Genomic DNA, 21,432 nt, shown 5'->3' with positions numbered 1-21,432 from the left:
CTCATGCAGAAACTCAAAAATTCGAGCCTTATAATTTTAATCATTGCCATTACGCTGATTATCTTAGGGAGTTATTTATTCAATCAGCATCTACAACGTAAAGCAGATCTACAGTTAGCACAGCTGGCCGTAGAACAAACCCAAGCCCCCAAAAATCAAACTGCTGATTTCGCTCAAGCCTCATCTGAACCAGCCGATCAAGATTTAACTGAAGATGCCACAACACAAACGCCCCATGTCGCAGTGAGCGCTGATGAAATTGCAGGTGCTTTAGCCGTGGTTGAAGAAGCCAAAGCCTCGAAAAACTCAGCAACTGAACATTTAACCATGCAAGTCGATTCTGAATACCATGAAGGGAAAACCTTAAGTTCAAAGGCTTCAAAGTACGGCTTAAAGCCAATCAAAACTGCACCTGCTGATCTCAAGGTAACCGTTCCGAGTATTGATCAAATGTTAGCGTCACGTCTCGTCGATTTTTGGGGGCGATCTAGCCCAGATCAGGTGGCTAAACGAGTTGAAGGCTGGAGTCAGCAGGGCAATAGTATTACTTACCGTACAGCATGGGACTCAGATCGTTATCAATGTACTTGGTATGTGGTGCGATGGAACCAAAGTAACAATCAAGTTTTAAGCGAAGGTTACAAACCTTGTTTTTAAACAAAATGCCTTTTCAGAATTTTGATTTCAAATAAATTTTATACCCATTTAAAACAGGAATATCATCTTGAAAAATATCAAAATCATCAGCTGCGGATTAATCAGCTTATTTTTAACAACAGCAGTAATGGCAAAGACAGAGCAAATCATCTTAAAAAAAGATATCAGATTTGGAGAAGAAGCAGTCATATTCACGACAGCTCAAGGTGAACTCATTTTTAACTATTATGCTTTTACTGAAAAAGTTGCCAAACAAATCAAACCTTATAAAAAAGGCCAATGTTTAGAAATCCAATCTCAATATGGATTTTTTAAAGATACTGGGGATGGGCTATACATTCAAAGTATCCGTCCCTGTAAAAATAGATCCGGTTTGGCTGTACCTAAAGTCAACCAATAGACTGTACGCGTTTAAATTTAAACTGAATCAACCCTAAAAACCACGAGCCAATGCTCGTGGTTTTTTTATGCCTATATCTTAATATTTATCAAGGAAAAACACCATGCAGCAATGCCCTTATTGCCATTCACGACATGTGCAATTACTACGGCGAAGTCAACAATCCCAACCCAAAACTAAGTTTACTTTCTCATCCTGCTCACCGATGTCACTCGCAAGCGTCGGTATGCAAATCTCTAAACAGCTAGGAATTCATCCAATGGTGGGTGGTTTTATCGGCCTGACTGTAGGAGGAGTATTTCTACTCTATATCCAACAGCAAGACAATCTGATCACCCTACATTACCAGTGCGAGCAATGTCAGGAGCACTTTGACATTCAACACGCCGAATCAATCTAAACAATCTACTCAATATCTCAATCTGAAAAATTCACATTGAATTGATTCAATTCATTCTTCATTCAATAAGAAGGAAATAAGCTTATGGCACATCAACTTGAACAAATGGCTTATGTGGGACAGACTCCTTGGCATGGACTCGGTAATCAACTTAGTCCAAACCAACCCATCGAAGTCTGGGCAAAACAAGCAGGTATGGACTGGCACATTGAAAGCTCCAATGTCAGTTATATGGCAGAAAATCACAAAGGACAAAGTCTGATTCTTCCGCATGATGAGCAACGTGTGCTTTATCGCTCTGATACCCATGCACCTTTATCTGTGGTCAGTCAACGTTATCAGGAAGTCCAACCTAAACAGATTCTTGAATTCTATCGTGATCTTACTGAACAATCAGGCTTTGAACTGGAAACCGCAGGGGTACTCAAAGGGGGGAAGAAATTCTGGGCTTTGGCTAAAACAGGACAAACGACTGCACTCAAAGGTAAAGATGTTAGCAATGGCTATATTCTCTTAGCCACGGCGTGTGATGGTACGCTTGCCACCACAGCACAATTTACATCCATTCGTGTGGTGTGTAATAACACCTTAGCCATTGCATTGAAAGGACAGGACGCAAGTCGAGGTGTGGTCAAAGTACCGCATAGTACCAAGTTCGATGCAGACAAGATCAAACAACAATTGGGGATTTCAGTCCGCGCTTGGGATGAACACATGTATCAAATGAAACAACTCAGCCAACGGAAAGTGACTCAACAAGAAGCGGCTGCATACTTTGATGCCGTGTTTAATAACACCAGCCTCAGCATTGCTGAACAAGATGAACGTTTTATTCAATATTACAGGCAAGTTGCTAATAGTGCAGATGCCAATAAAACTGAACCGAATGGGCGTGCGATGTCGAAAGTGATGACCATGTTTAATGGGCATGGACGAGGGGCAGAACTCTCCTCAGCCAAGGATACCGCCTATGGCTTACTCTGTGCCATAACAGAACATTGTGACCATGAGCGTCGCGCAATGAGTCAAGATCATCGACTTGATTCTGCATGGTTCGGTGCAGGGGCAGGCTTAAAACAACGTGGGCTAGAACAAGCCTTAAGGATGATTGCTTAAAACAGATTTCGAGGCTTTATTTAAACCATGATAGCCATTACTCAGAGGATATGATGACAAATGACAGTTTTGAATACAAATTTAAGACTGGGGATCTAGTGGTTTTAATTTACCCCATTCAGGATATGCAGGTGAGGACAGTGGACGAACTACCACACCCTCAATATCTGATCTTTGATGGCTATTGGCATATCTACCATACTGACTTTATTCGCCTTGTCAGCATTGATGAAATCAAAGTAGCTTATCGATGCGACTGACGATTCATTTCATTATTTCACTTTAATCCCATGCCAAAAAAGCATTGGATTTTTTATGTTTTACAAACTAAAAGTTAGAGGAACACACGATGAGACAACATACCGCGAATTTATCCCAACCCAGCATAGGTCCTGTTATAGGATCAAAAGCTTACTCATTACCTTCAAAACGAAAAAAGCAAGCCAAACGCCTAGCTGAAACCAAAACCTTGTCACAAGCAGAATGGCTAGAAGTGCGTAAACAAGGTATTGGCAGTAGTGATTGTGCCACTGCATGTGGACTCAATCCCTATATGTCGATGTTAGAACTTTAGATGATTAAGACAGGGCGGATTTAACAAAACATTGAGGATGAAAGTGAAGGGTGGTAATTTAGGAAAGTTCGCGACCGATATTATTGTAGGGCGATCTGCTTGGAGAGGCAGCAGAAGCTACAGTAAATCTATTAGCTCAAGGCTTAATTCAATTAAGAGAAGCAATTGCAGAACACAACAAAAAATAATCCTATACCCCTTACTCAAAAAGATGTTGATGCATTGGAAAAGGTGTTAGAAGATGCTGCTGAAGAGCGTGAGAAAAACACTACAGATTATTGTGGTTGTGGATATTCTGATTAATTAAATTGTAGTTAATAAAGATCGTATTGTAATACGATTTTTTTTTAAATTGTACTAAAAAAAAGTGAATGTGTATGTATTTTAATATATCTAAGAACAAATTTTTAAAAAAAATTTCAAACAAATATGCAGTTTCTTACTAAACAAGCATTTGAACCTGACTTAAATTGGGATGACGTAGATCGGATTGTAGCTAGATCGGATATTTTATCTCAAGATTTTAAATTAAATTTTTCTGGAAGAGTATTAGATAAAAATGAGTATATAGGAAAGTACGAAGATATAGGGAAAACTAGATATCGATTTATTAGAAGTAAATTTTATAAATATTTACAAGACGGTGCTACAGTTATTGCAAATAAAATAAGTAATGAATCAGAAATCTATAAATATAGGCGGTTTATTGAGCATTTTTCGGGTAGACCTACTATGGCAAGTTTGTATTTAGCTTACGGGACTGATAGCTCATGGGATACTAGAGATGTTTTTGTTTTTCAATTTGAAGGTAAAAAATGGATTTTATATGAACCTATATACTAGAGAAATCTAATACCTTACTCATTTATGATCATATGGATTTGAATTTATATTAAATTCCTTTATGTGATTAAAAAAACTAGTGCTATTACAATAAGATATGGTGGGTTAAACAAAAATGTCAGAGTGCGTTGGCTTTAGTCTGTTTATTATTATGGTAGTATATTTATCAAGTGAAAATAAAAGTTATAGTTACATTGTTAACGGAGGATATTTATTGTGAGTAAATAATATGCATGGTATAAAAATATAATTAATTAAATAAATTATGTAAGTAGAACGTTTAAATAAAATGAAAAACTAAGATGTTAAGATGTAGTGTAAATGAAATGTTTTTTAAAAATTTCCTGGCAATATTTTCGCTAGATATTTAAAAATTTCCTTCGATTTTCAGTTTTTTTTATTTTTAAAATATTAGAAGTTATATATTATTTACTACTAAAGTAGCTAATAGAGGGTGGATGTGTATTTTTCTTAATATGTATTAATACATAATGAATTCAATTTTTATAATAAAAAACATTAATTTAATTTGAATCTCTTTGTGTTTGTTGATTGAGTATATATTGCGTGTAATTATGTAAACACTTTCACACTTCTCGTGTAAAAGTTAATAAATAATACATAATCATGGGATTTAATATGAATATTTTTACAAAACTAACGCTAACTGTATTGTTAGGCACAGGGTATATCGCGACTGCACAAGCTGCTGTTACTGGTCAAGTTGATGTAAAACTCAATGTTTCGACGGGTTGTTCTGTTGAAGGTTCTGAAGTTGCTGGAGCTATGAACCAATTTGGTACATTGGATTTCGGTAAAACTTCTGGTACTTGGAACAACGTTTTGACTGCTCAAGTTGCTTCAGAAGGTACAGGTAATCATCTTAGCGTAAAATGTGACAGTACAGATCCTGTTGCCTTTACTGTTGCAATTGATGGTGGTCAGCGTGCTGATCGTAGTCTGAAACATACCACTGCTGCAGATGTGGTTAGTTATAACGTCTACCGTGATGCCTCTCGTACCAATCTCTATGCAATCAATACACCTCAAGCTTTCACAGCTGCGAGTGGTGAATCTCAAGAAGTTCCAATCTTTGGTGCAATTGCTGCAAATAGCGGTACTGCAAAAGCACAAGGTGATTATACAGACACTTTGTTAGTAACAGTTAATTTCTAATCAGTATACGTAACAGTGAACAGGTTTGTTGTTGAACAAGCCTGTTTTAAGGAGGAACGTATGCACCTGTTACTTAAACAATGCGTTGGATTGCTACTTTGTAGCATTGTTTCGTCACTCACCAGTGCTGGGCAGTTGGGCGCTAAGTTAAATATTCAACTTGAACTAGAGCCATCCTGCAAGTTCAACAATGAGACCGTGAATAACGGAACAACTGGCTTGAATTTCGGTCAACTGAATTTCGGAGAAACTACCGCTGCATTTGATCGTGTGATTGAGACGAGCTTAAGCAATGCTTCCGCATCGGGTTTGACCATTCAATGCCCTGGCAATTCTCCGATAAAAGTTACCTTTGGTGCGGGGCAACATGACAGTAAGGTACCAGCACCTTTTGGCGAAAATTATTTCCGTGCTATCAGTAATGGTACCGATTTCCTTGCCTATAACATCGTATATGGCACTGCTCGGGAAGCATTAAGACCGAATCAAACCATCACTTTGACCAACAATGGTCAGCCACAGACGCTTAATCTCATGGGTCAAACTGTTAATAATGGTCGGTCAGTCTCGCTTGGACAATATACCGACACTATTCCAATTACCATTGAATTTTAAAGAAAAAAATCATGAAAAGAATAGGTTTAAGTGTTCTGCTTATGCTGGCTGGACAGTGTGTATCTGCTGAAACAAAAGCAACTTTTAGAGTACAAGCATCCATCCAAAATGGCTGTGGATTAAGTAATGTTGAGCAACGACTTGATTTTGGTCGCCATCCTGTTGTGGTGCAGGGGAGGTTAACTAGAGCAGTCATTAATACTGCGCAAAGCTGGAATGTCCAATGTACTGCACGGCTACCTGTAAAGATTATGTTGAATGGTGGTGATCACTTTTCAAATAACTTTCGGCGGATGAAACATGCCCAGCAGAATGAGTTTGTACCTTATCAGCTTTATCAGGACAGTAGTTTGCAAGGTGAATATGCCAGTGGGAGTAGTTACTCACTGACACCAACCACTACTTTGAACACCGTACTGGGTTTTGCAGTTTATGCTGTTGCAGACTTGAATAATAACAATCAACCACGATCAGCAGGCCTTTATAAAGATACGGTCGCAATTACGATTACATGGTGATTCTATGAGCTTAAATAAAATGAAAATATGGTCGGGCAGGACGTTCTCTACGGCCGCGATATTGATGGTCACTTCACCGGTATTTGCACAGGCCACATTTTTAATCTGGCCAATTTATCCAAAAATTGAAGAAAAAGAGAAAGCCACTGCGGTCTGGCTACAAAATACCGGTAACTCTGATGCCATGGTACAGATTCGGGTATTTAAATGGGATCAGAATCATCAGCAAGATGCTTATGCGGAACAAACCGAGGTTATTCCGAGTCCACCCGTAGCGAAGATCAAGGCGGGTGAAAAGCATATGTTGCGTTTGACTCGCTCGACTGCTGTACCTGATGCAAAAGAACTGGCCTATCGAATTATTGTTGATGAACTGCCGATCAAGCTCAATCCAGAAGATGAAAAAGATGCATCGACAGTCAGTTTTCAGATGCGTTATTCCATTCCCTTGTTTGCCTATGGCAAAGGACTTGGCAGTGGTTTAACTGAAGTTTCACAAAAAACCAATGCGAAAAACCCTTTGGCTAAACCGATATTAAGCTGGTGGGTCAAGAATAATGAACAGGGCAAACCTGAACTTTATATTAAAAATACTGGTTCAAAATTTTCACGACTTTCGGGAATTAAATTAACCCCGACTTCAGAGCAAATGGCTTTTGGCAAAACCGCCTTTGGTTATGTGTTGGCAAACAGCACCATGAAGTTTGATCTGGACAATAAGTTACTCAACAGCCTAAGTGGTCAAAGCAGTTTGTATGGGGTTGACAGTTCAGGGGTGAAACAGGAATTGGTTGAGATTAAAAAAGAAGGAGGGGGATAAATGGGTTATTTATCAGGGTTACACACCCCTTCTTTTTTATGCAAAAGCCTGACATTGATATTGGTTGCGAATATTCCATTGCTGAGTTGCAATGTCTATGCAAATGGTTTGCCCCCGCCACCACGAGATGTTTCAGAAGTGAATAGCTTATTTAAGCTTTATCTTGACTTGGTGATCAATCAATATTCGACGCGACAGGTGATACCGGTCATTGTCAAAGGTGATCATTACTTTATCCAGCAATCGAAACTGGATGAGTTGCAGATTAAGCTGCCTGCGGATGCACTTCAGCAACAGTCAGAAAAAAACCTGACTGATCTGGATGTATTTACTTTAGGCTTTTCGGGCAAGGCTTTGGATTGGGTCAGCCTCAATCAGATTCCCGAATTGAAGTATGAGTACAATTCAGCGCAACAGTATTTTAGTCTAGATCTTCCTGCCAGCTGGATGCCGGTGCAGATACGCGGCTTGGATTCTTGGTATCAACCTGAAACAGCGCAGTCGGGTATTGGTCTATTAAATAACTATGACTTTTATACCTACCGCCCAGAGAATGGTGGCTATAGTAGTACACTCTTTACAGAACAACGCTTTTTCTCCCCTTATGGGGTACTGAGAAATTCAGGGGTTTATAGCAAAACTGATTTTAAATCTGATGGGATTGGAAACGACTCAACTCAAGATAATGATGGCTACCGCCGCTATGACACCACTTGGCAATATGATGACCCAGTCCGGGTAGTTTCATTTTTAGCCGGCGATGTAATTACGGGAAGTAAAAACGCATGGGGAAGTTCAGTGCGTTTAGGTGGATTGCAGTTACAACGTAATTTTGGTACCCGTCCAGATTTGATTACTTATCCTTTACCCCAGTTTAAAGGACAAGCGGCTTTACCGAGCACCGTGGACTTATTGATTAACGGACAGAAAGCCAATTCAACCGATGTGCAATCTGGTCCTTTTATTCTAAATAACGTTCCGTTTATCAATGGTAAAGGCGAGGCGGTGATTGTTACCACAGATAGCGTTGGCCGTCAGGTGGCAACCTCGGTGCCGTTTTATATTTCGAATACTTTGCTTAAACCTGGACTATTGGATTATTCGGTATCGATGGGGCAAATCCGCGAAGACTATGGAATTAAGAACTTTGAATATGGCAAGTTTGCTGGTTCAGCGGATGCACGATATGGGATCAATGATTGGCTCACCGCTGAAGGGCGGGTTGAACTTTCAGATTCAATTCAGTTGGCTGGACTGGGTTCAGTGCTCAAGCTAAATCAGTTTGGTGTGTTAAGTGGTTCGGCAACTCAGAGCTGGGCTGATGCTGAATTTAATCGAGAAAACAACCAAAATCTCAAAGGAAATCAATATACTTTAGGCTATAGCTATAACCAACAACGTTTTGGATTGAGTCTCAATCATACCCAGCGCGATCAGGATTATTATGATCTTTCGCGTTTGCAATATAGCAATTTAATTTCAGCCAACAGTCATAAAAGTTGGATTGCCAATACTTATTTTGCCACAGATAAGTCAGGTACTTTTGGGGTGGCTTATATCCAGACCCAGAACCGCGACATTAAAAATAAACTGATGAACTTGTCTTGGGCACCAATACTACCTTCCTATCTGCGAGGGGCGACGGTATCGTTAAGTGCCAATCGGGATTTTATTGAAAAAGAGTGGAGTGCCGCATTTCAGTTGTCAGTTCCATTTTCCAAGAGCAGATCTACAGCCAGTCTAGGCTACAGTCAAGAATCAAGTGGTGATTATGGTTATGTTAATTATAACCGTAGTGCTCCATTGGATGGTGGTGTTGGTGTTGATTTAACTCGACGTTTTAATGAAAACAGTGATGACTTTAATCAAGCACGGGTCAACTACCGAAACCAATATTTTAATACAGATGTCGGCATGTCAGGTGCCAAGGACTACAACTATTGGTTTGGACTATCAGGTTCGATGGTGTTGATGTCAGGCAATGTCTTTGCTGCCAATCGATTGGGTGAGTCTTTTGCCTTGATTGATACTAACAAAGTTGCAGATGTACCCGTACATTATGAAAACAGCTTGGTTGGTCGTAGTAACGCCAAGGGCTATGCTTTTGTACCCTCAGTGACCCCATATTACGCAGCTAAATATAGTATTAACCCCATAGACTTACCTTCAAACTTTAATGCGACTCAAGTTGAAAATCGGATTGCAGCAAAACGCGGTTCAGGTGTTGTGATTGGCTTCCCTATCAAAAAGTCTTATGCGGCAAATGTGTCTTTAGTACAAAGCGATGGGCAAGCGATTCCAGTGGGGGCAATGGTACATCGTGCAGATCAAGCATCGAGTTATGTGGGGATGGATGGGATTGCTTATCTTGAAGATTTAGGAGCAGAGAACACGATAAGAGTTCAACTGCCAGATCAGAGCATATGTGAAGCAAACTTTTCATTGGATTTAAAACAAGCACAGCAACAAATTGCAGTGATTAAGTCGGTTATTTGTCGTGAGGTGGCTAAACCATGATTACTTTAATAAAAATAATACCTGTAGGTTTATTATGCACTGGGTTGATGCTTATCACAGGTCAGAGCTATGCAGATTGTACGCTTACCACAAGCGGACAGGAAATAATTGGGGAGATTCCTTCAATTACTTTAACAGAAACAGGTTTACGATCCACAAAGTTCAATGCAGGAATAAATTGTCAGGTAAGTTTTACCTTATTCACAAGAAGTTATTTATATTATAGAATAAATGAAATCCCACTAAGTTATACAAATAGTATGACGGGTGAGCAAATTACAGTTAAATATTTAGATAGTTCAAATAATGAGATTTCTAAAGGTTCTGGAAGAGATTTAGGTGGATTTTCACTTGTTAATTTATTTAGTGGACCTAGTGGAGCTTTACAATTTATTGCAAGTATTGATCCAGGGCAAGCCGTATCACCTGGGAAATACAAAGCTGATAAGTCTTTCAAATTAACATGGTGGTACTCAGTAGCTCATGCAGGGATTGGAGCATTTGTTAGTAAGTTTGAAAGTCCAGGTTTTAGTCGAGGCACTTTGGGATTCGGTCCTGATAGTAGCGGAGGATCTTGGGGAACTGGTAGTAATTCATCATTCGATTTAAGTCTTGAAATTTTACCAGACTGCCGTATTGCTACCAATGATGTGAATTTTGGGACAGCTGCTTTTGCAACTGCCTTTGAGCCTGTTCAAACTTCTATGGGAATACGTTGTTCTGTAAAAACACCTTATAAAGTGGGATTGAACAATGGATTATATCCACAAAGTGGTAATCAACGTGCGATGAAGACGAGCTCTGGAAATAATTTTCTACGTTATGAAATATATAAAAATACGACGTCAGAACGTTGGGGGAGTAACGGCAGTGAGCAGTGGTTAAGTGCCAATGCGACCACAAATGCTGGTGTATATGATGCAAAAACTCAACAGGGTTATACCTTCACAACAAAAATCCTTGAAAATAATCCTGACAATTTACCAGCAGGTGTTTACAGTGACACTATAACAGTTCAAGTAGAATTTTAATTATATTGTCATGGCACATAAGTGGTCATGACTTTTTTTAATAAATTAATCATATGCTTAACACTAACGGCTCTTAGGACTATAGGACTTTTTGCGTAGAGTTATGATTTTATTGCTTCAAGTTTTATTAAATAAAATTTAACTACTAAACTAAATAAATATTTCAGTATTAAGTGCAGATGCTATTTTAATGATCAAAGTCATTTACATTGACTTTTATCATGCATAAATTCAGTATTTTTGAATCATAGACTCAATGCAAGCTTGTAGCTTAAATGTGTAAGTCGTTTCTTATTCTATACCTACACCATCGGGGAGGATTTTTCTTTCCGATGGATTCAACAGCATGAAAATCGGTCAGCAATAAACTGTATCAGTGATTTGCCTTTAAAAGGACTTTGACGTGCATTAGATCAATTATGAAAGAAAATATTGAACAGAATACTTTTGTATAACACTTTAAAGAAGAATCAAATAGCACTGTTGAGTCAAGTAGTTTGTTACACATATCAATTTTGGAAATCTTAAGTTATGAATTGTTGGTATCCAATAAAAATATTTTTTATTGGATAAAATGGTTAATTAGTGAATTAATTAAAGTAGATAGTTTTTATATTAAATACATTTGTATTTTATTGTTTATATATAATTGTATTTTAATTAAAAAATTAAATACAAATGTATTTTATTTGCATTTTGTCGGAAATATTTTTTTATTATTAAAATAATGTGTTTTTTAATAGGTTAATGTTTTGTTCATATTTATTTATTCTTGTAAACATATAAAATATGTGACTAATATCAAGTAATACAGGTTTCTTATGCGAACTTATGCATATTTTAGAGTTGATGGTTTAACAACTAATGAAATTGATTTTTTGCAGCTGCTTTCGAATTTTGGTTATGAAGTTCAGGGAAATAGACTTGTTTTTGAGCAAGTAAATATAGATGTCTCTTTGATTTATAGAACCAATTTTATAAATTTAATTAATTATACTTTAGAAAGCAAAGATGTTTTAATAATAAATGGAATAGATTCTTTAGGTAGTAATTTTAAGGAAATATATTCAAGCGTAAATTATATCTTTAAAAAGGATATTAACTTAGTTTGTTTAGAATTTTCAAAGAAGAAAATAACTGGTGATTTAAAAAAAATTTTCTTCCATTTTTTAAAAATTTGTGCAGATTTTGAGGGTAGATTTTCTGCTGGATGTACTAAGGAAAGGAAAAAAGTCAATAAAATAGGAAGACCAGAAGTTTTAAATAAAAATCAGCAACAAGAAATTTTAAGAAAATTTAAAAATGGACAAAGTATTTATTCTCTTGCAAAGCAATATTCAGTTGCTAGGACTGTTATTCAGAGATTACTTAGGAAATCAGAAAATACAACTATTAGAGATAATTTTTGAATGTATTTAAAGAATAAATGTAATAGGTTTTTAATTGCTTATAATGTAGATAATTTTAATAAAAAAATTATTGTCCAGTTTTCTTACTTTTTGGAAGTTGGGGTATTTGATAAAAAAAATTTATTGGAATTAAAGAGTGTTGATGGAACCTATTGTTTTGAAATTATTTTAATTCAATATAAGAAAAAGAAAATTTTATTTATCAAAGAAAATAGTTGTTACTGTGCAGATTTGAATATTTCGTTATTTGATATGATTAAATAATCTTCATAAATATCTTTAATAAATCAAAAAATGATCATTAGAGTGAATCATATTGGTATTGGAAGTTCCTTCTCCCACTGGGGGAAGGCTAAGATTTTGGTATTGATATATATTTAAAAATAAACTTATAAAAGAAGTATATTTTAATTTTTAATAATTGACTCAAAAGCTTTTAAGCGTTTGTGAATGGAAAGTAACTCTATAATGGTCTTCCAAGAATTAATTAAATATTGAAAGGATTGGCGTACTTGATCAAAAACGTTTGTAACTTGTGTAATGAGGCCTAATGTCATTTTTCCAGCTGCAATTGATGGAAATAAAACAAATAAACTAAACATAATATCTAATTGAATATACCAGATGCTTACTAGGCTAAAATAGGTGTAATGAAAGTATAATCGGAAACAGTTTTGTCGAACACTTTCAAAGAGTACTTTTAACGTTTTAGGATCTGCCTGTTGCTCATGATCCTCTCCATAAACCAATCCTTTGCGATAAGCCGCTTCAACCTTTTGATTATTAGATTGTAGACCATGTAATTTAATCCCGACCAGCATAAGTAAAACTGTACCGAATATTGCCTATACGATTTCTGCCCAGACTAAAGAATGATCAATATTTCCAACCAGTGGTAATTCTGTTACTTGTTTAGAAAGTTCAAATAAAATAGGCAGAAAAGCAATTAATACCATGATCGCCTTAATAAAATTTACACCAAGGTCTTCTAAAATTGTTGCAAAACGCATGGATTCTTCTTGAACACGTTGGGAAGTACCTTCTACATGACGTAGTTCTTGCCAATGCTTGGTAGAATATTCATTCATAGTTGTGCGCCAACGAAATACATAATGGCTGGTAAAAAAAGAATTGATTACAGCTAAAGTAACTGCAACTAGAGCAATCAATAAGAAAGTAATTGTTCCCATATAGAGTTCTTTAATATCACCTCCACCATTTTCTAATATGTTTTGAATAAGGTTATAGAATGGTTGATACCAAGCATTGATTACGACGCTTACTTGAACGCCAAACCAGATATTAAATAGAATAAATGATGACCCCCATACGGACCATCTTTGCCAACGGTTATCTGATTTTAAATGCCATAAAGCCGCAAAAATAGACGTTGAGATGAAGAACCATAAATAGAACCATAGAAAAGAGGGCGACCAAAAGCTACTAACGCCTATGGGAAATTCTATATTTGCATAACCTTTGGGTAAACCTAAAAGCTCACCCCAATGGCTTCCGCCAGAATTCCATAAAAATAAATTAATAATTAACCAAGCAATTAAGGATAAAAAAAACCACTTTGGATTGGGAAAAAACGACCTAAACATGTAAAAAAATGCCCTGTGACTTGAAGGAACGTAGTTAATAAGATTATTTAGAGGTTATATTATAATATAACAATAAGGATGTTCAAGTACATTTTTAATGACTATCGGCTTTGTAGCACAAACCACTCTGTAATGGCTTATTCAGCAATATAATACTCAAATGAATAAGCCTACATCCAAAATCTATCGCACAACGGGCTCAATTCCTTTAGGAGAATGCTAAGCTTAAAAAAGCCGTTTCGGCATTTTAAGGGCGGGTATGCGTGGTTGTACCTAAACATGAGGCAACTTCAGCCACACTATTACCTTTCTCAGTCACTTGTTTTACTGCTTCAATTTTGAATTCTTCAGGGTATTTTTTGCTATTGCTCATAAGCACCTCGTTTATTAGCCATTTTATCTAACTAAAAGGTGTCTACAAAATTAGTGGCTATTCACAGCAAAGAATTTAAAATGGTTTAAATTTTAAAACACTGAATCAAATGGTAGAGGACTTTTACAAGTTAACTGCACAGAATCTCCCAAGTGAAAGTCTCCTGTAATTTCAGCATACATCAAAACGGACTTGTCTTCATTTTGGAAACAACCATTTTTGAAATTTTACTTACCATATTTATTAATCTAGATAATTTAGGTATGCCCTTTTTAGACTTGTTAAATATGTGCATAAAGTCACATGTATTTAATTTATTGTGCTTTTAAGTGCATATTTAACTTGGGTATAATAATTTTTATTCAAACAATATTCGAATTATAGCAAATAGTAATTTTGTTCAATGATTGAATTCTCTGAATAGCTATTTTATTGATATGAGAAACACTGTTTCGTAAGATACCCATCTGTTATAGAACATCGAATATTATGTTTTTGATGTAATTCCTGATATTTCTTTGAACAATATTGGATACCTCGATCTGAATGATAAATCAATGAGGATTGTGGGGCTTTGCGTTCCTCTAATGCTTTGATATATGCTTGGCTAACAGCTTCTGCACCTAAATAGTCATCTACATGATAACCCACCATCTTTCTAGACCAAGCATCGGTTATTAGACTCAGATAGACTTCTCCTGTTTCTAGTGAAAGATAGGTTATATCTGCAACTCAGAGCTGTTCAGGTTTCTGCGGTATCACTTGCTCAATTCCAAACTTAATCAAGTTAGGATGCTTGTGAAAACGATGATGGCTATTCGTTGTCTTATGATAGGTGCGTTTAGGTTGTACTAATAAACGATGATCTCTGAGTAAATCAAACAACCGATCTCTACCAATTTTGATACCCATTATCGTGTTCAGTAAATAGTGGAGTTTCCTTGTGCCTATGCGAGGTTGAAACATTCTTTCTTGCTGAACTTGTTGTAATACATTCTGTTCATGCTTATACCTTAAACTGGCTTGCTTGCATTGCTTATAAAAAGCTTGCCGAGTTGTACCAAGATAATAACAACATTCAGTGATACTAAAACCTACCGTCTGCTTTTCTTTGATTGCTTGCCTTGTGGCTTTTTGTGGTGCTCACTCCGTAATCTCGTTCGAGTATGTTTATGATAGTTTCAAATAACTCAGCCTTTCTTTTTGTTTCATATAATTGCTGCTCAAGCTCTTTGATTCTTTGTTCTGGTGTTAGTGGTAAAGGATCAGACATTTGTTTTTCTCCATGACGAAATGGGGTGCCTTGACTCCAATCTAATCTACCATGTTTCCGCAACCAAACTAAAACGGTAGCACAACCTTGAATGCCGTATCTGTCTTGAGCTTGTTTATAAGTCATTTCACCTTTTTCAACTTGATCTATGACTGATAATTTAAAAGCTAAGCTGTAATCTCTTTGTGTTCTTTTAACTATTGTTTTCATTACACTCTCCAAATTTAAGTTTAGAAAGTGTCAACCTTATCTAGGATGGGACACTGTCATGAGAAAAAATCATAGATTGAATACTTTTTCTCACTGTTTATTAATTCATATTTATGACACTTTATTGAAAATAAATAGCTCAATCGTAAATTAGGCTAGATATACGTGCACTGAGGAAGCATTTTAAAAATAATCATATAATTCTAGGACATATGTGGTTTTTACTACGTTAAAGATGTAACGGACAAACTAGGAGTGTCCATGAAGATTAGGCCATTACCACCAATGAACAGCTTAATTGTATTCGAGGCAGCTGCACGCCACCTCAGTTTTACGAAAGCTGCAGATGAATTAAACGTCACTCAAGGAGCAATTAGTCGCCAAATCCGACAACTTGAAGAATATTTAGGAAAAGAGTTATTTATTCGTGCGAATCGTAATATCTCTTTAACACCTACAGGCCTACAGTATTATCAGACGATTTATAGTGCTTTATTAAATGTTGCACAAGCAACGGCTGAAATTAAGAAATGGCAAGGTGAACATCAAATAACCGTTGCAACTACAAATGCAATGGCTGCTCTTTGGTTATTACCTAAAGTGGCTACTTTTCAGCAAAATAACGAAGGTGTGGATCTAAGAATATTAACGACAGAGAATATTTTGGATTTACAGAAAATGGATTTTGATTTAGCTTTATTTTACTGTCGAAAACCACCTGCTGGAATGAAAGTCACAACGTTATTCCCAGAAGAAGTATTTCCTGTTTGTAGCCCAAATTATCTTGCTCAATTTAAGGAAAATAGCACTCTAGAAGAAATCTTTGGTAAGGCATTGCTTTATCTAGATGACTCCCAAAAGGATTGGATTACATGGACAGAATGGTTCCAAGCAGTAAATTATCCTGTAGTAAAACCTAAAAATAGAGTCAATATTAATAACTATCCAATGTTGCTCCAAGCTGCAATTAATGGTCAGGGAGTGGCATTAGCATGGGGATCTTTAATTGATGATTATTTGAAGAATGGTTCTCTTGTTCGTCCTGTTGAAACCGTATTAAGTACCGAAGCAAATTTTAATATGTTAGAACCCTCAGATCGGGGAGTTATTCCATCGAGTGTGAAACATTTTCGCAGTTGGTTATTAGAGCAATTACCAGGGCAAGTAGGGCAAAAGGGATTAAATTAGCACTATTAAAATTATAAAAAACAGAGCTCAATTCGAGCCCTGTTTTTATATGTAAAACTAGCTTTTTATAACTAGTGGAGTTTTTGTTTCTTCCACTGATTTTTCAATGGGGGTTTTACAGGAATCAGGGCGTACATGTTCAGGCATCATGACCCAAGCTTGTGGATCTTGACGAAGACTTTTCATTAAAGAAATACACATAATGGCAAGTAGTATTGATATTGGAAAACCAGCAATTACACAGGCTGTTTTAATGGCAGATAGACCACCAGCCAAAAGCAAGCCCCCACTAATAAGTGGAATAATCACTGCCCAAACCAAACGAATTCCTACAGATGGATTGGTTGAACCATTGGTATCTAGAAAACATAAAACTAAAGCACCTGAGTTAGCGATAGTAATAATGTGGATAGACAACAATAGGCATAATAGTGCACTTAGGAAAACCGTAACTGTATGATTCGTTGAGATATGATCAAAGAATACAAACACAGCACGAGCAGGGTCTTCTTTGGTCGCTTCAGCGATTGTAACTTCATGAAGTTTGACTTTCTTTGCTTGTACAATCTGAGTATTACTGATTACAACTTCATGAGCTGGTGGCTGATGATTAGCCTTTTCAATTTTAAGAGCAGCACCACCAAAAGCTGCAATCCAAATAAAAGTTAATAAAGTAGGGGCAGCAAGTGAGCCAAGAATGACTTCACGAATAGTGCGTCCGCGTGAAATGCGAGCAATAAATAATCCTACAAAAGGTGCCCAAGTCATCCACCACGGCCAGTAGTACGCAGTCCACCAACTTTGCCAACCTGAATCTTTTTGAGCATCACTCCATAAACTCATACCTACAATATTTTGTAAGTAATCCCCAAGTCCTTCAAAGAAAGTATTAAAAATATAACGAGTTGAACCAATCACAATAACTGCAACGACAAGAACATAGGATAAGACCATGTTCCCTTCAGCAATAATTTTAAAGCCTTTACTGATCGCAGATAATAAAGATAGGGTTGCTAAAACACCGAGTACAAGAACCAAAACTAACTGAATTTTAACGTCAATATTGACACCAAATGTATGATTTAGACCAACATTAAGTTCAAGAATTCCCATGCTAATAGCTTGAGAAACACCAAATGCGGTTAAAACGATCGTGATAATATCAACGACGTTGCCGATAGAACCATAAATTTTGTCACCAATTAAAGGATGTAATACTGATCGACAAGCCAAAGGAAGGTCTTTGCGGTAAGCAAAATAACCTAAAGCAACAGCAGATAAGCAAAATAGCCCCCATGGATGAAGCCCCCAATGGAAAAAGGTGAGTTGCATTGCCATTCGAGCTGATTCATCTGAAAGGCCTTGTGTAAACGGATTGCTTGCATAGTGAGTGATTGGTTCTGCAACTGACCAGAACATCAGTCCAATTCCCATACCACAAGAGAAAAGCATACAAATCCATGCAATATTACTATATTCGGGCTTTTCATCATCTTTTCCGAGCCTAATATGCCCATACCGGCTCATGCATAAATAAATCAAAAAACCTAATAAAAAAGTAGCTAAAAATAGGAGATACCATTTTGCATTTTGCAATAAAACATCGGAGATAATTTGAAAGTATTCACCAGCCTGTTTTTCTTTAAAAATACAAAACGCAATAAAAATAAAAAGTAATAACTTCGAGACAATCATCACTGTTGGGTTGAGTCCTGTAAGGGCTCCTGATGTATTGCGCATAAATCCTCCTTGGATGCGTAGCAGTTAACTACCTGTTAACCGTTGTATGCGAATAGCAAAAGAGTAGTGATGAGCATAAAGATTGCTCAACCGATTTATTCTCATCTATAGGTGAGTTTTAGTCATAGGTTATTCCTTGTACCTAATACATTTAAAAATTTTCGAAGGGGGAGTAAGTTTTAGGATGCATGATAAAAACTCATCAATACCCCTCTAAAAAGTCGTTTGTCACTTTTGTTCTCATTTTACACAATCTCAATTAAGCAGCACTGGGTGCTAACGGAAAGTGAATAGCAACGCAGGGAGCACTGCGTTATTCAAAATAAATGGAGATTGCCAGATGAATAGCCAAGTAAGCCAGCAACTTATTACAGTTCAGCAAGTAGACAATGTTTTAAATCCAATTACTGAATCAAATGGTATGCCTAATTTAGCATATACCAGTAACGAATATTTTAATTTTGAACGTGACAATATCTTAAGTAAAACTTGGGTATGTGTAGGTTTCGCCTCTGATTTACCTAAAAAGAGTTATGTGAAACCAATTAATTTCATGGGTATGCCATTGGTGATGATGCGTAATCGTGAAGGGGAAGTCCAAGTTTTCCATAACGTTTGTAGCCATCGCGGTATGATTTTGGTGCAACAGGAAGGCACCATTGAAGGGGTAATTCGTTGCCAATACCATTCTTGGAGTTATGACTTAAACGGTAACTTAAAAGGGACCCCACATGTTGGTGGCATTAACCAGCATAAGGATGAACGCTTTAAATGTGAAAAACATGGTTTAAAAGCTCTCCGTTCTGCGATCTGGATGGATATGGTTTTCGTAAATATCTCTGGTAATGCACCAGCTTTTGAAGATCATATTGCACCATTAGTGGAGCGTTGGAAGCCTTTCATAGGTGGAAACGGCTTAGAGCTTCTTCGTGGTAGCAAAATAGGTTCAACCTTCGAGCTACATGTAAAAAGTAATTGGAAACTGACAGTTGAAAACTATTGCGAAGCTTATCACTTACCTTGGGTGCATCCAGCATTAAACACTTATTCAAAGCTTGAAGATCATTACAACATCATGTTCGAAGATCGCTTTGCGGGTCAAGGGAGTTATAAATATAACTTGTCGGCTACAGCTGGAACACATTTACCCAAATTCCCAAGCTGGCCAGAAGACCAATTACGTCATGCAGAATATGTCGCTGTGTTTCCGAATGTCTTATTAGGTATTCAAGCTGATCATGCATTTGCAATGATGATTGACCCAATTGCTCCAGAGCAAACTATTGAAAAATTGCGTTTGTATTATGTTGGGGATGAGTCATTAGATCCTAAATACGATGCATGTCGTGAAGCAACTTTAGAATCATGGAAAGTTGTATTTGCTGAAGATGTATTTGCTGTTGAAACTATGCAAAAAGGGCGTCACTCGCCTGGTTTTGGTGGAGGCGTTTTTTCTCCTGAGATGGATTTACCAACCCACTTCTTCCAAAAATGGTTAGCAACGCAAGCTAAAAAAGCATTGGAGGTTTAATATGCAACATTACCTCAACTATGTTGATGGTCAATGGCGAGATTCTTCTCGCCAATTGGAAATTATCAACCCAGCAACAGATAAAGTTTTTGCAACAGTAGCCCGCGCAAGTATCGAAGATGCAGATGCGGCAATGGCTGCGGCTAGATGTTGTGTAAACAGTGGTGCATTAAATGATGTACGTCCTGCGCAACGTACAACCTGGATGTTAAAAGCAGCAGAAGCTATTCGTGAAATTGCTGAAAAAGGCGCACACATTCTATGCCTTGAAAATGGCAAAAACATTGATACAGCACGTGAAGAATTCGATGAAGCCGCGCGTTATTTCGAATATTACGCGGGTATGGCAGATAAAATCGAAGGCGTCTCGGTACCTTTAGGTAAAGATTATGTGGATTTCACCTCATATATTCCAATGGGGGTATCCGTTCAAATTGTACCTTGGAATTTTCCAGTTTCCATCTGCGCTCGTTCACTTGCACCAGCATTAGCCACAGGTAATGCTGTGGTAATCAAGTCACCTGAAGTTTCTCCTTTAGGAATGGTTTTACTCATTAAAGCAATTGAGAAAGCTGGTTTTCCACAAGGTGCAGTGAACTTGTTGTGTGGTAAGGGCTCCGAAGTTGGTACTCATCTAGTTAAACACCAAGATACCAATCAGATTGTTTTCACAGGCTCAGTACCAACAGGCCAACGCATTTTGAAAGATGCGGCTGAACGTGCTACGCCTTCTGTGATGGAGTTAGGGGGTAAGTCGGCTGCCATTGCCTTTGCCGATGTGGATCTTGAGCAACTATTAGCTAGCGTTAAAGTGGGTATCTTCTATAACGCTGGACAAGTTTGCTCAGCGATGTCGCGCTTATTGATCCATCGTAGTCGTTATGAAGAAGCTAAAGCAGCAGTGGTTAATCTTGCAGCAAGTCTGACTGTGGGTATTGGCGAAAGCAATGCTGAACTTACGCCTGTCGTTTCTAAAGATCAGCAACAACAAATTCTGAGCATGATAGATCAAGCACGTGAAGACGGTGCCAATGTTCTAACGGGAGGTAAAGCTGCAGATTCAGAGGGTTATTTTGTTCTACCCACCATTATTGAAGCAACGGCAGATATGCCGATTGCACAACAAGAAGTTTTTGGTCCAGTCATGGTCATTATGCCATTTGATGATGAAGATGAAGCTGTTGCAATTGCAAATGGTACGGACTTTGGCCTTGTAGCTGGTGTATTTGGTGAAAATCTAAATCAGACACTTCGTGTGGCAAATCGTCTTATTGCAGGTCAGGTCTTTATTAACGAATGGTTTGCAGGTGGTATTGAAACACCGTTTGGTGGTGTGGGCCTATCAGGTTTTGGTCGTGAGAAAGGGCAGGAAGCCATCTACAGTTATGTTCAGACTCGTAACATCGGTATTCGTTTGAAACATCACCTGTAATTTGT

18 protein-coding genes and 4 pseudogenes are annotated in these 21,432 nt (G+C 37.3%); 18 read left to right on the top strand and 4 right to left on the bottom strand.

Annotated features, from left to right (window positions below):
- The first annotated feature begins 3 nt into the window (after positions 1 to 3).
- From AC07U8_RS14535 to AC07U8_RS14465, 15 genes and pseudogenes are all read left to right on the top strand, one after another.
- Positions 4 to 657 (top strand): hypothetical protein, encoded by a 654-nt coding sequence (locus AC07U8_RS14535; RefSeq protein WP_494738172.1) that lies wholly within the window; start codon positions 4 to 6, stop codon positions 655 to 657.
- Positions 658 to 724: 67 nt separating this feature from the next.
- Positions 725 to 1,057, top strand: coding sequence for a hypothetical protein (locus AC07U8_RS14530; RefSeq protein ID WP_494738171.1), 333 nt, complete (start codon positions 725 to 727; stop codon positions 1,055 to 1,057).
- Between the two features lie 103 nt (positions 1,058 to 1,160).
- Positions 1,161 to 1,457, top strand: coding sequence for a hypothetical protein (locus tag AC07U8_RS14525; RefSeq protein WP_494738170.1), 297 nt, complete (start codon positions 1,161 to 1,163; stop codon positions 1,455 to 1,457).
- Positions 1,458 to 1,541: 84 nt separating this feature from the next.
- Positions 1,542 to 2,573: a DUF932 domain-containing protein gene (locus AC07U8_RS14520; RefSeq protein ID WP_494738169.1), complete on the top strand. Its 1,032-nt coding sequence runs from the start codon at positions 1,542 to 1,544 to the stop codon at positions 2,571 to 2,573.
- A gap of 349 nt (positions 2,574 to 2,922) precedes the next feature.
- Positions 2,923 to 3,144: pseudogene (locus tag AC07U8_RS14515) on the top strand (YqaJ viral recombinase family protein); the annotation flags it as partial.
- 168 nt (positions 3,145 to 3,312) lie between these two features.
- The gene (locus tag AC07U8_RS14510) at positions 3,313 to 3,450 is read left to right on the top strand and encodes a hypothetical protein (protein WP_494738168.1); all 138 of its coding nucleotides are present in this window, start codon (positions 3,313 to 3,315) and stop codon (positions 3,448 to 3,450) included.
- Between the two features lie 126 nt (positions 3,451 to 3,576).
- Positions 3,577 to 3,990: a hypothetical protein gene (locus AC07U8_RS14505; RefSeq protein ID WP_494738167.1), complete on the top strand. Its 414-nt coding sequence runs from the start codon at positions 3,577 to 3,579 to the stop codon at positions 3,988 to 3,990.
- Between the two features lie 639 nt (positions 3,991 to 4,629).
- Positions 4,630 to 5,166, top strand: a complete 537-nt coding sequence (locus tag AC07U8_RS14500; protein WP_494738166.1) for a Csu type fimbrial protein — start codon at positions 4,630 to 4,632, stop codon at positions 5,164 to 5,166.
- Positions 5,167 to 5,226: 60 nt separating this feature from the next.
- Positions 5,227 to 5,781 (top strand): spore coat protein U domain-containing protein, encoded by a 555-nt coding sequence (locus AC07U8_RS14495; protein ID WP_494738165.1) that lies wholly within the window; start codon positions 5,227 to 5,229, stop codon positions 5,779 to 5,781.
- Between the two features lie 11 nt (positions 5,782 to 5,792).
- Entirely contained in the window at positions 5,793 to 6,299 is a 507-nt protein-coding gene (locus AC07U8_RS14490) for a Csu type fimbrial protein (protein ID WP_494738164.1), read from the top strand.
- A gap of 19 nt (positions 6,300 to 6,318) precedes the next feature.
- Positions 6,319 to 7,119, top strand: coding sequence for a fimbrial biogenesis chaperone (locus AC07U8_RS14485; protein ID WP_494738607.1), 801 nt, complete (start codon positions 6,319 to 6,321; stop codon positions 7,117 to 7,119).
- A complete protein-coding gene (locus tag AC07U8_RS14480) occupies positions 7,120 to 9,636 on the top strand; it encodes a fimbria/pilus outer membrane usher protein (protein WP_494738163.1) in 2,517 nt (838 codons plus the stop codon). It begins immediately after the preceding gene.
- Positions 9,633 to 10,667: a Csu type fimbrial protein gene (locus AC07U8_RS14475; RefSeq protein ID WP_494738162.1), complete on the top strand. Its 1,035-nt coding sequence runs from the start codon at positions 9,633 to 9,635 to the stop codon at positions 10,665 to 10,667. Before AC07U8_RS14480 ends, AC07U8_RS14475 begins: the two co-directional genes overlap by 4 nt.
- An 821-nt stretch (positions 10,668 to 11,488) precedes the next feature.
- Entirely contained in the window at positions 11,489 to 12,076 is a 588-nt protein-coding gene (locus AC07U8_RS14470; RefSeq protein ID WP_494738161.1) for a helix-turn-helix domain-containing protein, read from the top strand.
- Positions 12,077 to 12,340: a hypothetical protein gene (locus tag AC07U8_RS14465; RefSeq protein WP_494738160.1), complete on the top strand. Its 264-nt coding sequence runs from the start codon at positions 12,077 to 12,079 to the stop codon at positions 12,338 to 12,340. It abuts the gene before it with no gap.
- 143 nt (positions 12,341 to 12,483) lie between these two features.
- On the opposite strand, the pseudogene sbmA reads toward AC07U8_RS14465, so the two are convergent.
- The 3 pseudogenes from sbmA to AC07U8_RS14450 form a co-directional block, all read right to left on the bottom strand.
- Positions 12,484 to 13,680: pseudogene (sbmA, locus tag AC07U8_RS14460) on the bottom strand (peptide antibiotic transporter SbmA).
- Between the two features lie 256 nt (positions 13,681 to 13,936).
- Positions 13,937 to 14,053: pseudogene (locus AC07U8_RS14455) on the bottom strand (transposase); the annotation flags it as partial.
- A gap of 459 nt (positions 14,054 to 14,512) precedes the next feature.
- Positions 14,513 to 15,536, bottom strand: a pseudogene (locus AC07U8_RS14450) (IS3 family transposase); the annotation flags it as partial.
- A gap of 261 nt (positions 15,537 to 15,797) precedes the next feature.
- Between AC07U8_RS14450 and AC07U8_RS14445 the strand changes: the two are divergent.
- Complete coding sequence (locus AC07U8_RS14445; protein WP_262781174.1) at positions 15,798 to 16,724, top strand: LysR substrate-binding domain-containing protein; 927 nt, start codon at positions 15,798 to 15,800, stop codon at positions 16,722 to 16,724.
- A 57-nt stretch (positions 16,725 to 16,781) separates the two neighbouring features.
- On the opposite strand, the gene AC07U8_RS14440 is transcribed toward AC07U8_RS14445, so the two are convergent.
- On the bottom strand, positions 16,782 to 18,464 hold the full coding sequence (locus AC07U8_RS14440; RefSeq protein WP_262781176.1) for a BCCT family transporter: 1,683 nt from the start codon (positions 18,462 to 18,464) through the stop codon (positions 16,782 to 16,784).
- 340 nt (positions 18,465 to 18,804) lie between these two features.
- Here AC07U8_RS14440 and AC07U8_RS14435 point away from each other — a divergent pair, with 340 nt between their 5' ends.
- A complete protein-coding gene (locus AC07U8_RS14435; RefSeq protein ID WP_262781177.1) occupies positions 18,805 to 19,995 on the top strand; it encodes an aromatic ring-hydroxylating oxygenase subunit alpha in 1,191 nt (396 codons plus the stop codon).
- A gap of 1 nt (position 19,996) precedes the next feature.
- Positions 19,997 to 21,427: an aldehyde dehydrogenase family protein gene (locus AC07U8_RS14430; RefSeq protein ID WP_494738159.1), complete on the top strand. Its 1,431-nt coding sequence runs from the start codon at positions 19,997 to 19,999 to the stop codon at positions 21,425 to 21,427.
- The last annotated feature ends 5 nt before the right edge of the window (positions 21,428 to 21,432 follow it).

It is taken from the genome of Acinetobacter sp. GW821-FHT01E09 (assembly GCF_059422385.1).
This window is presented reverse-complemented; position numbering and strand designations above follow the sequence as displayed.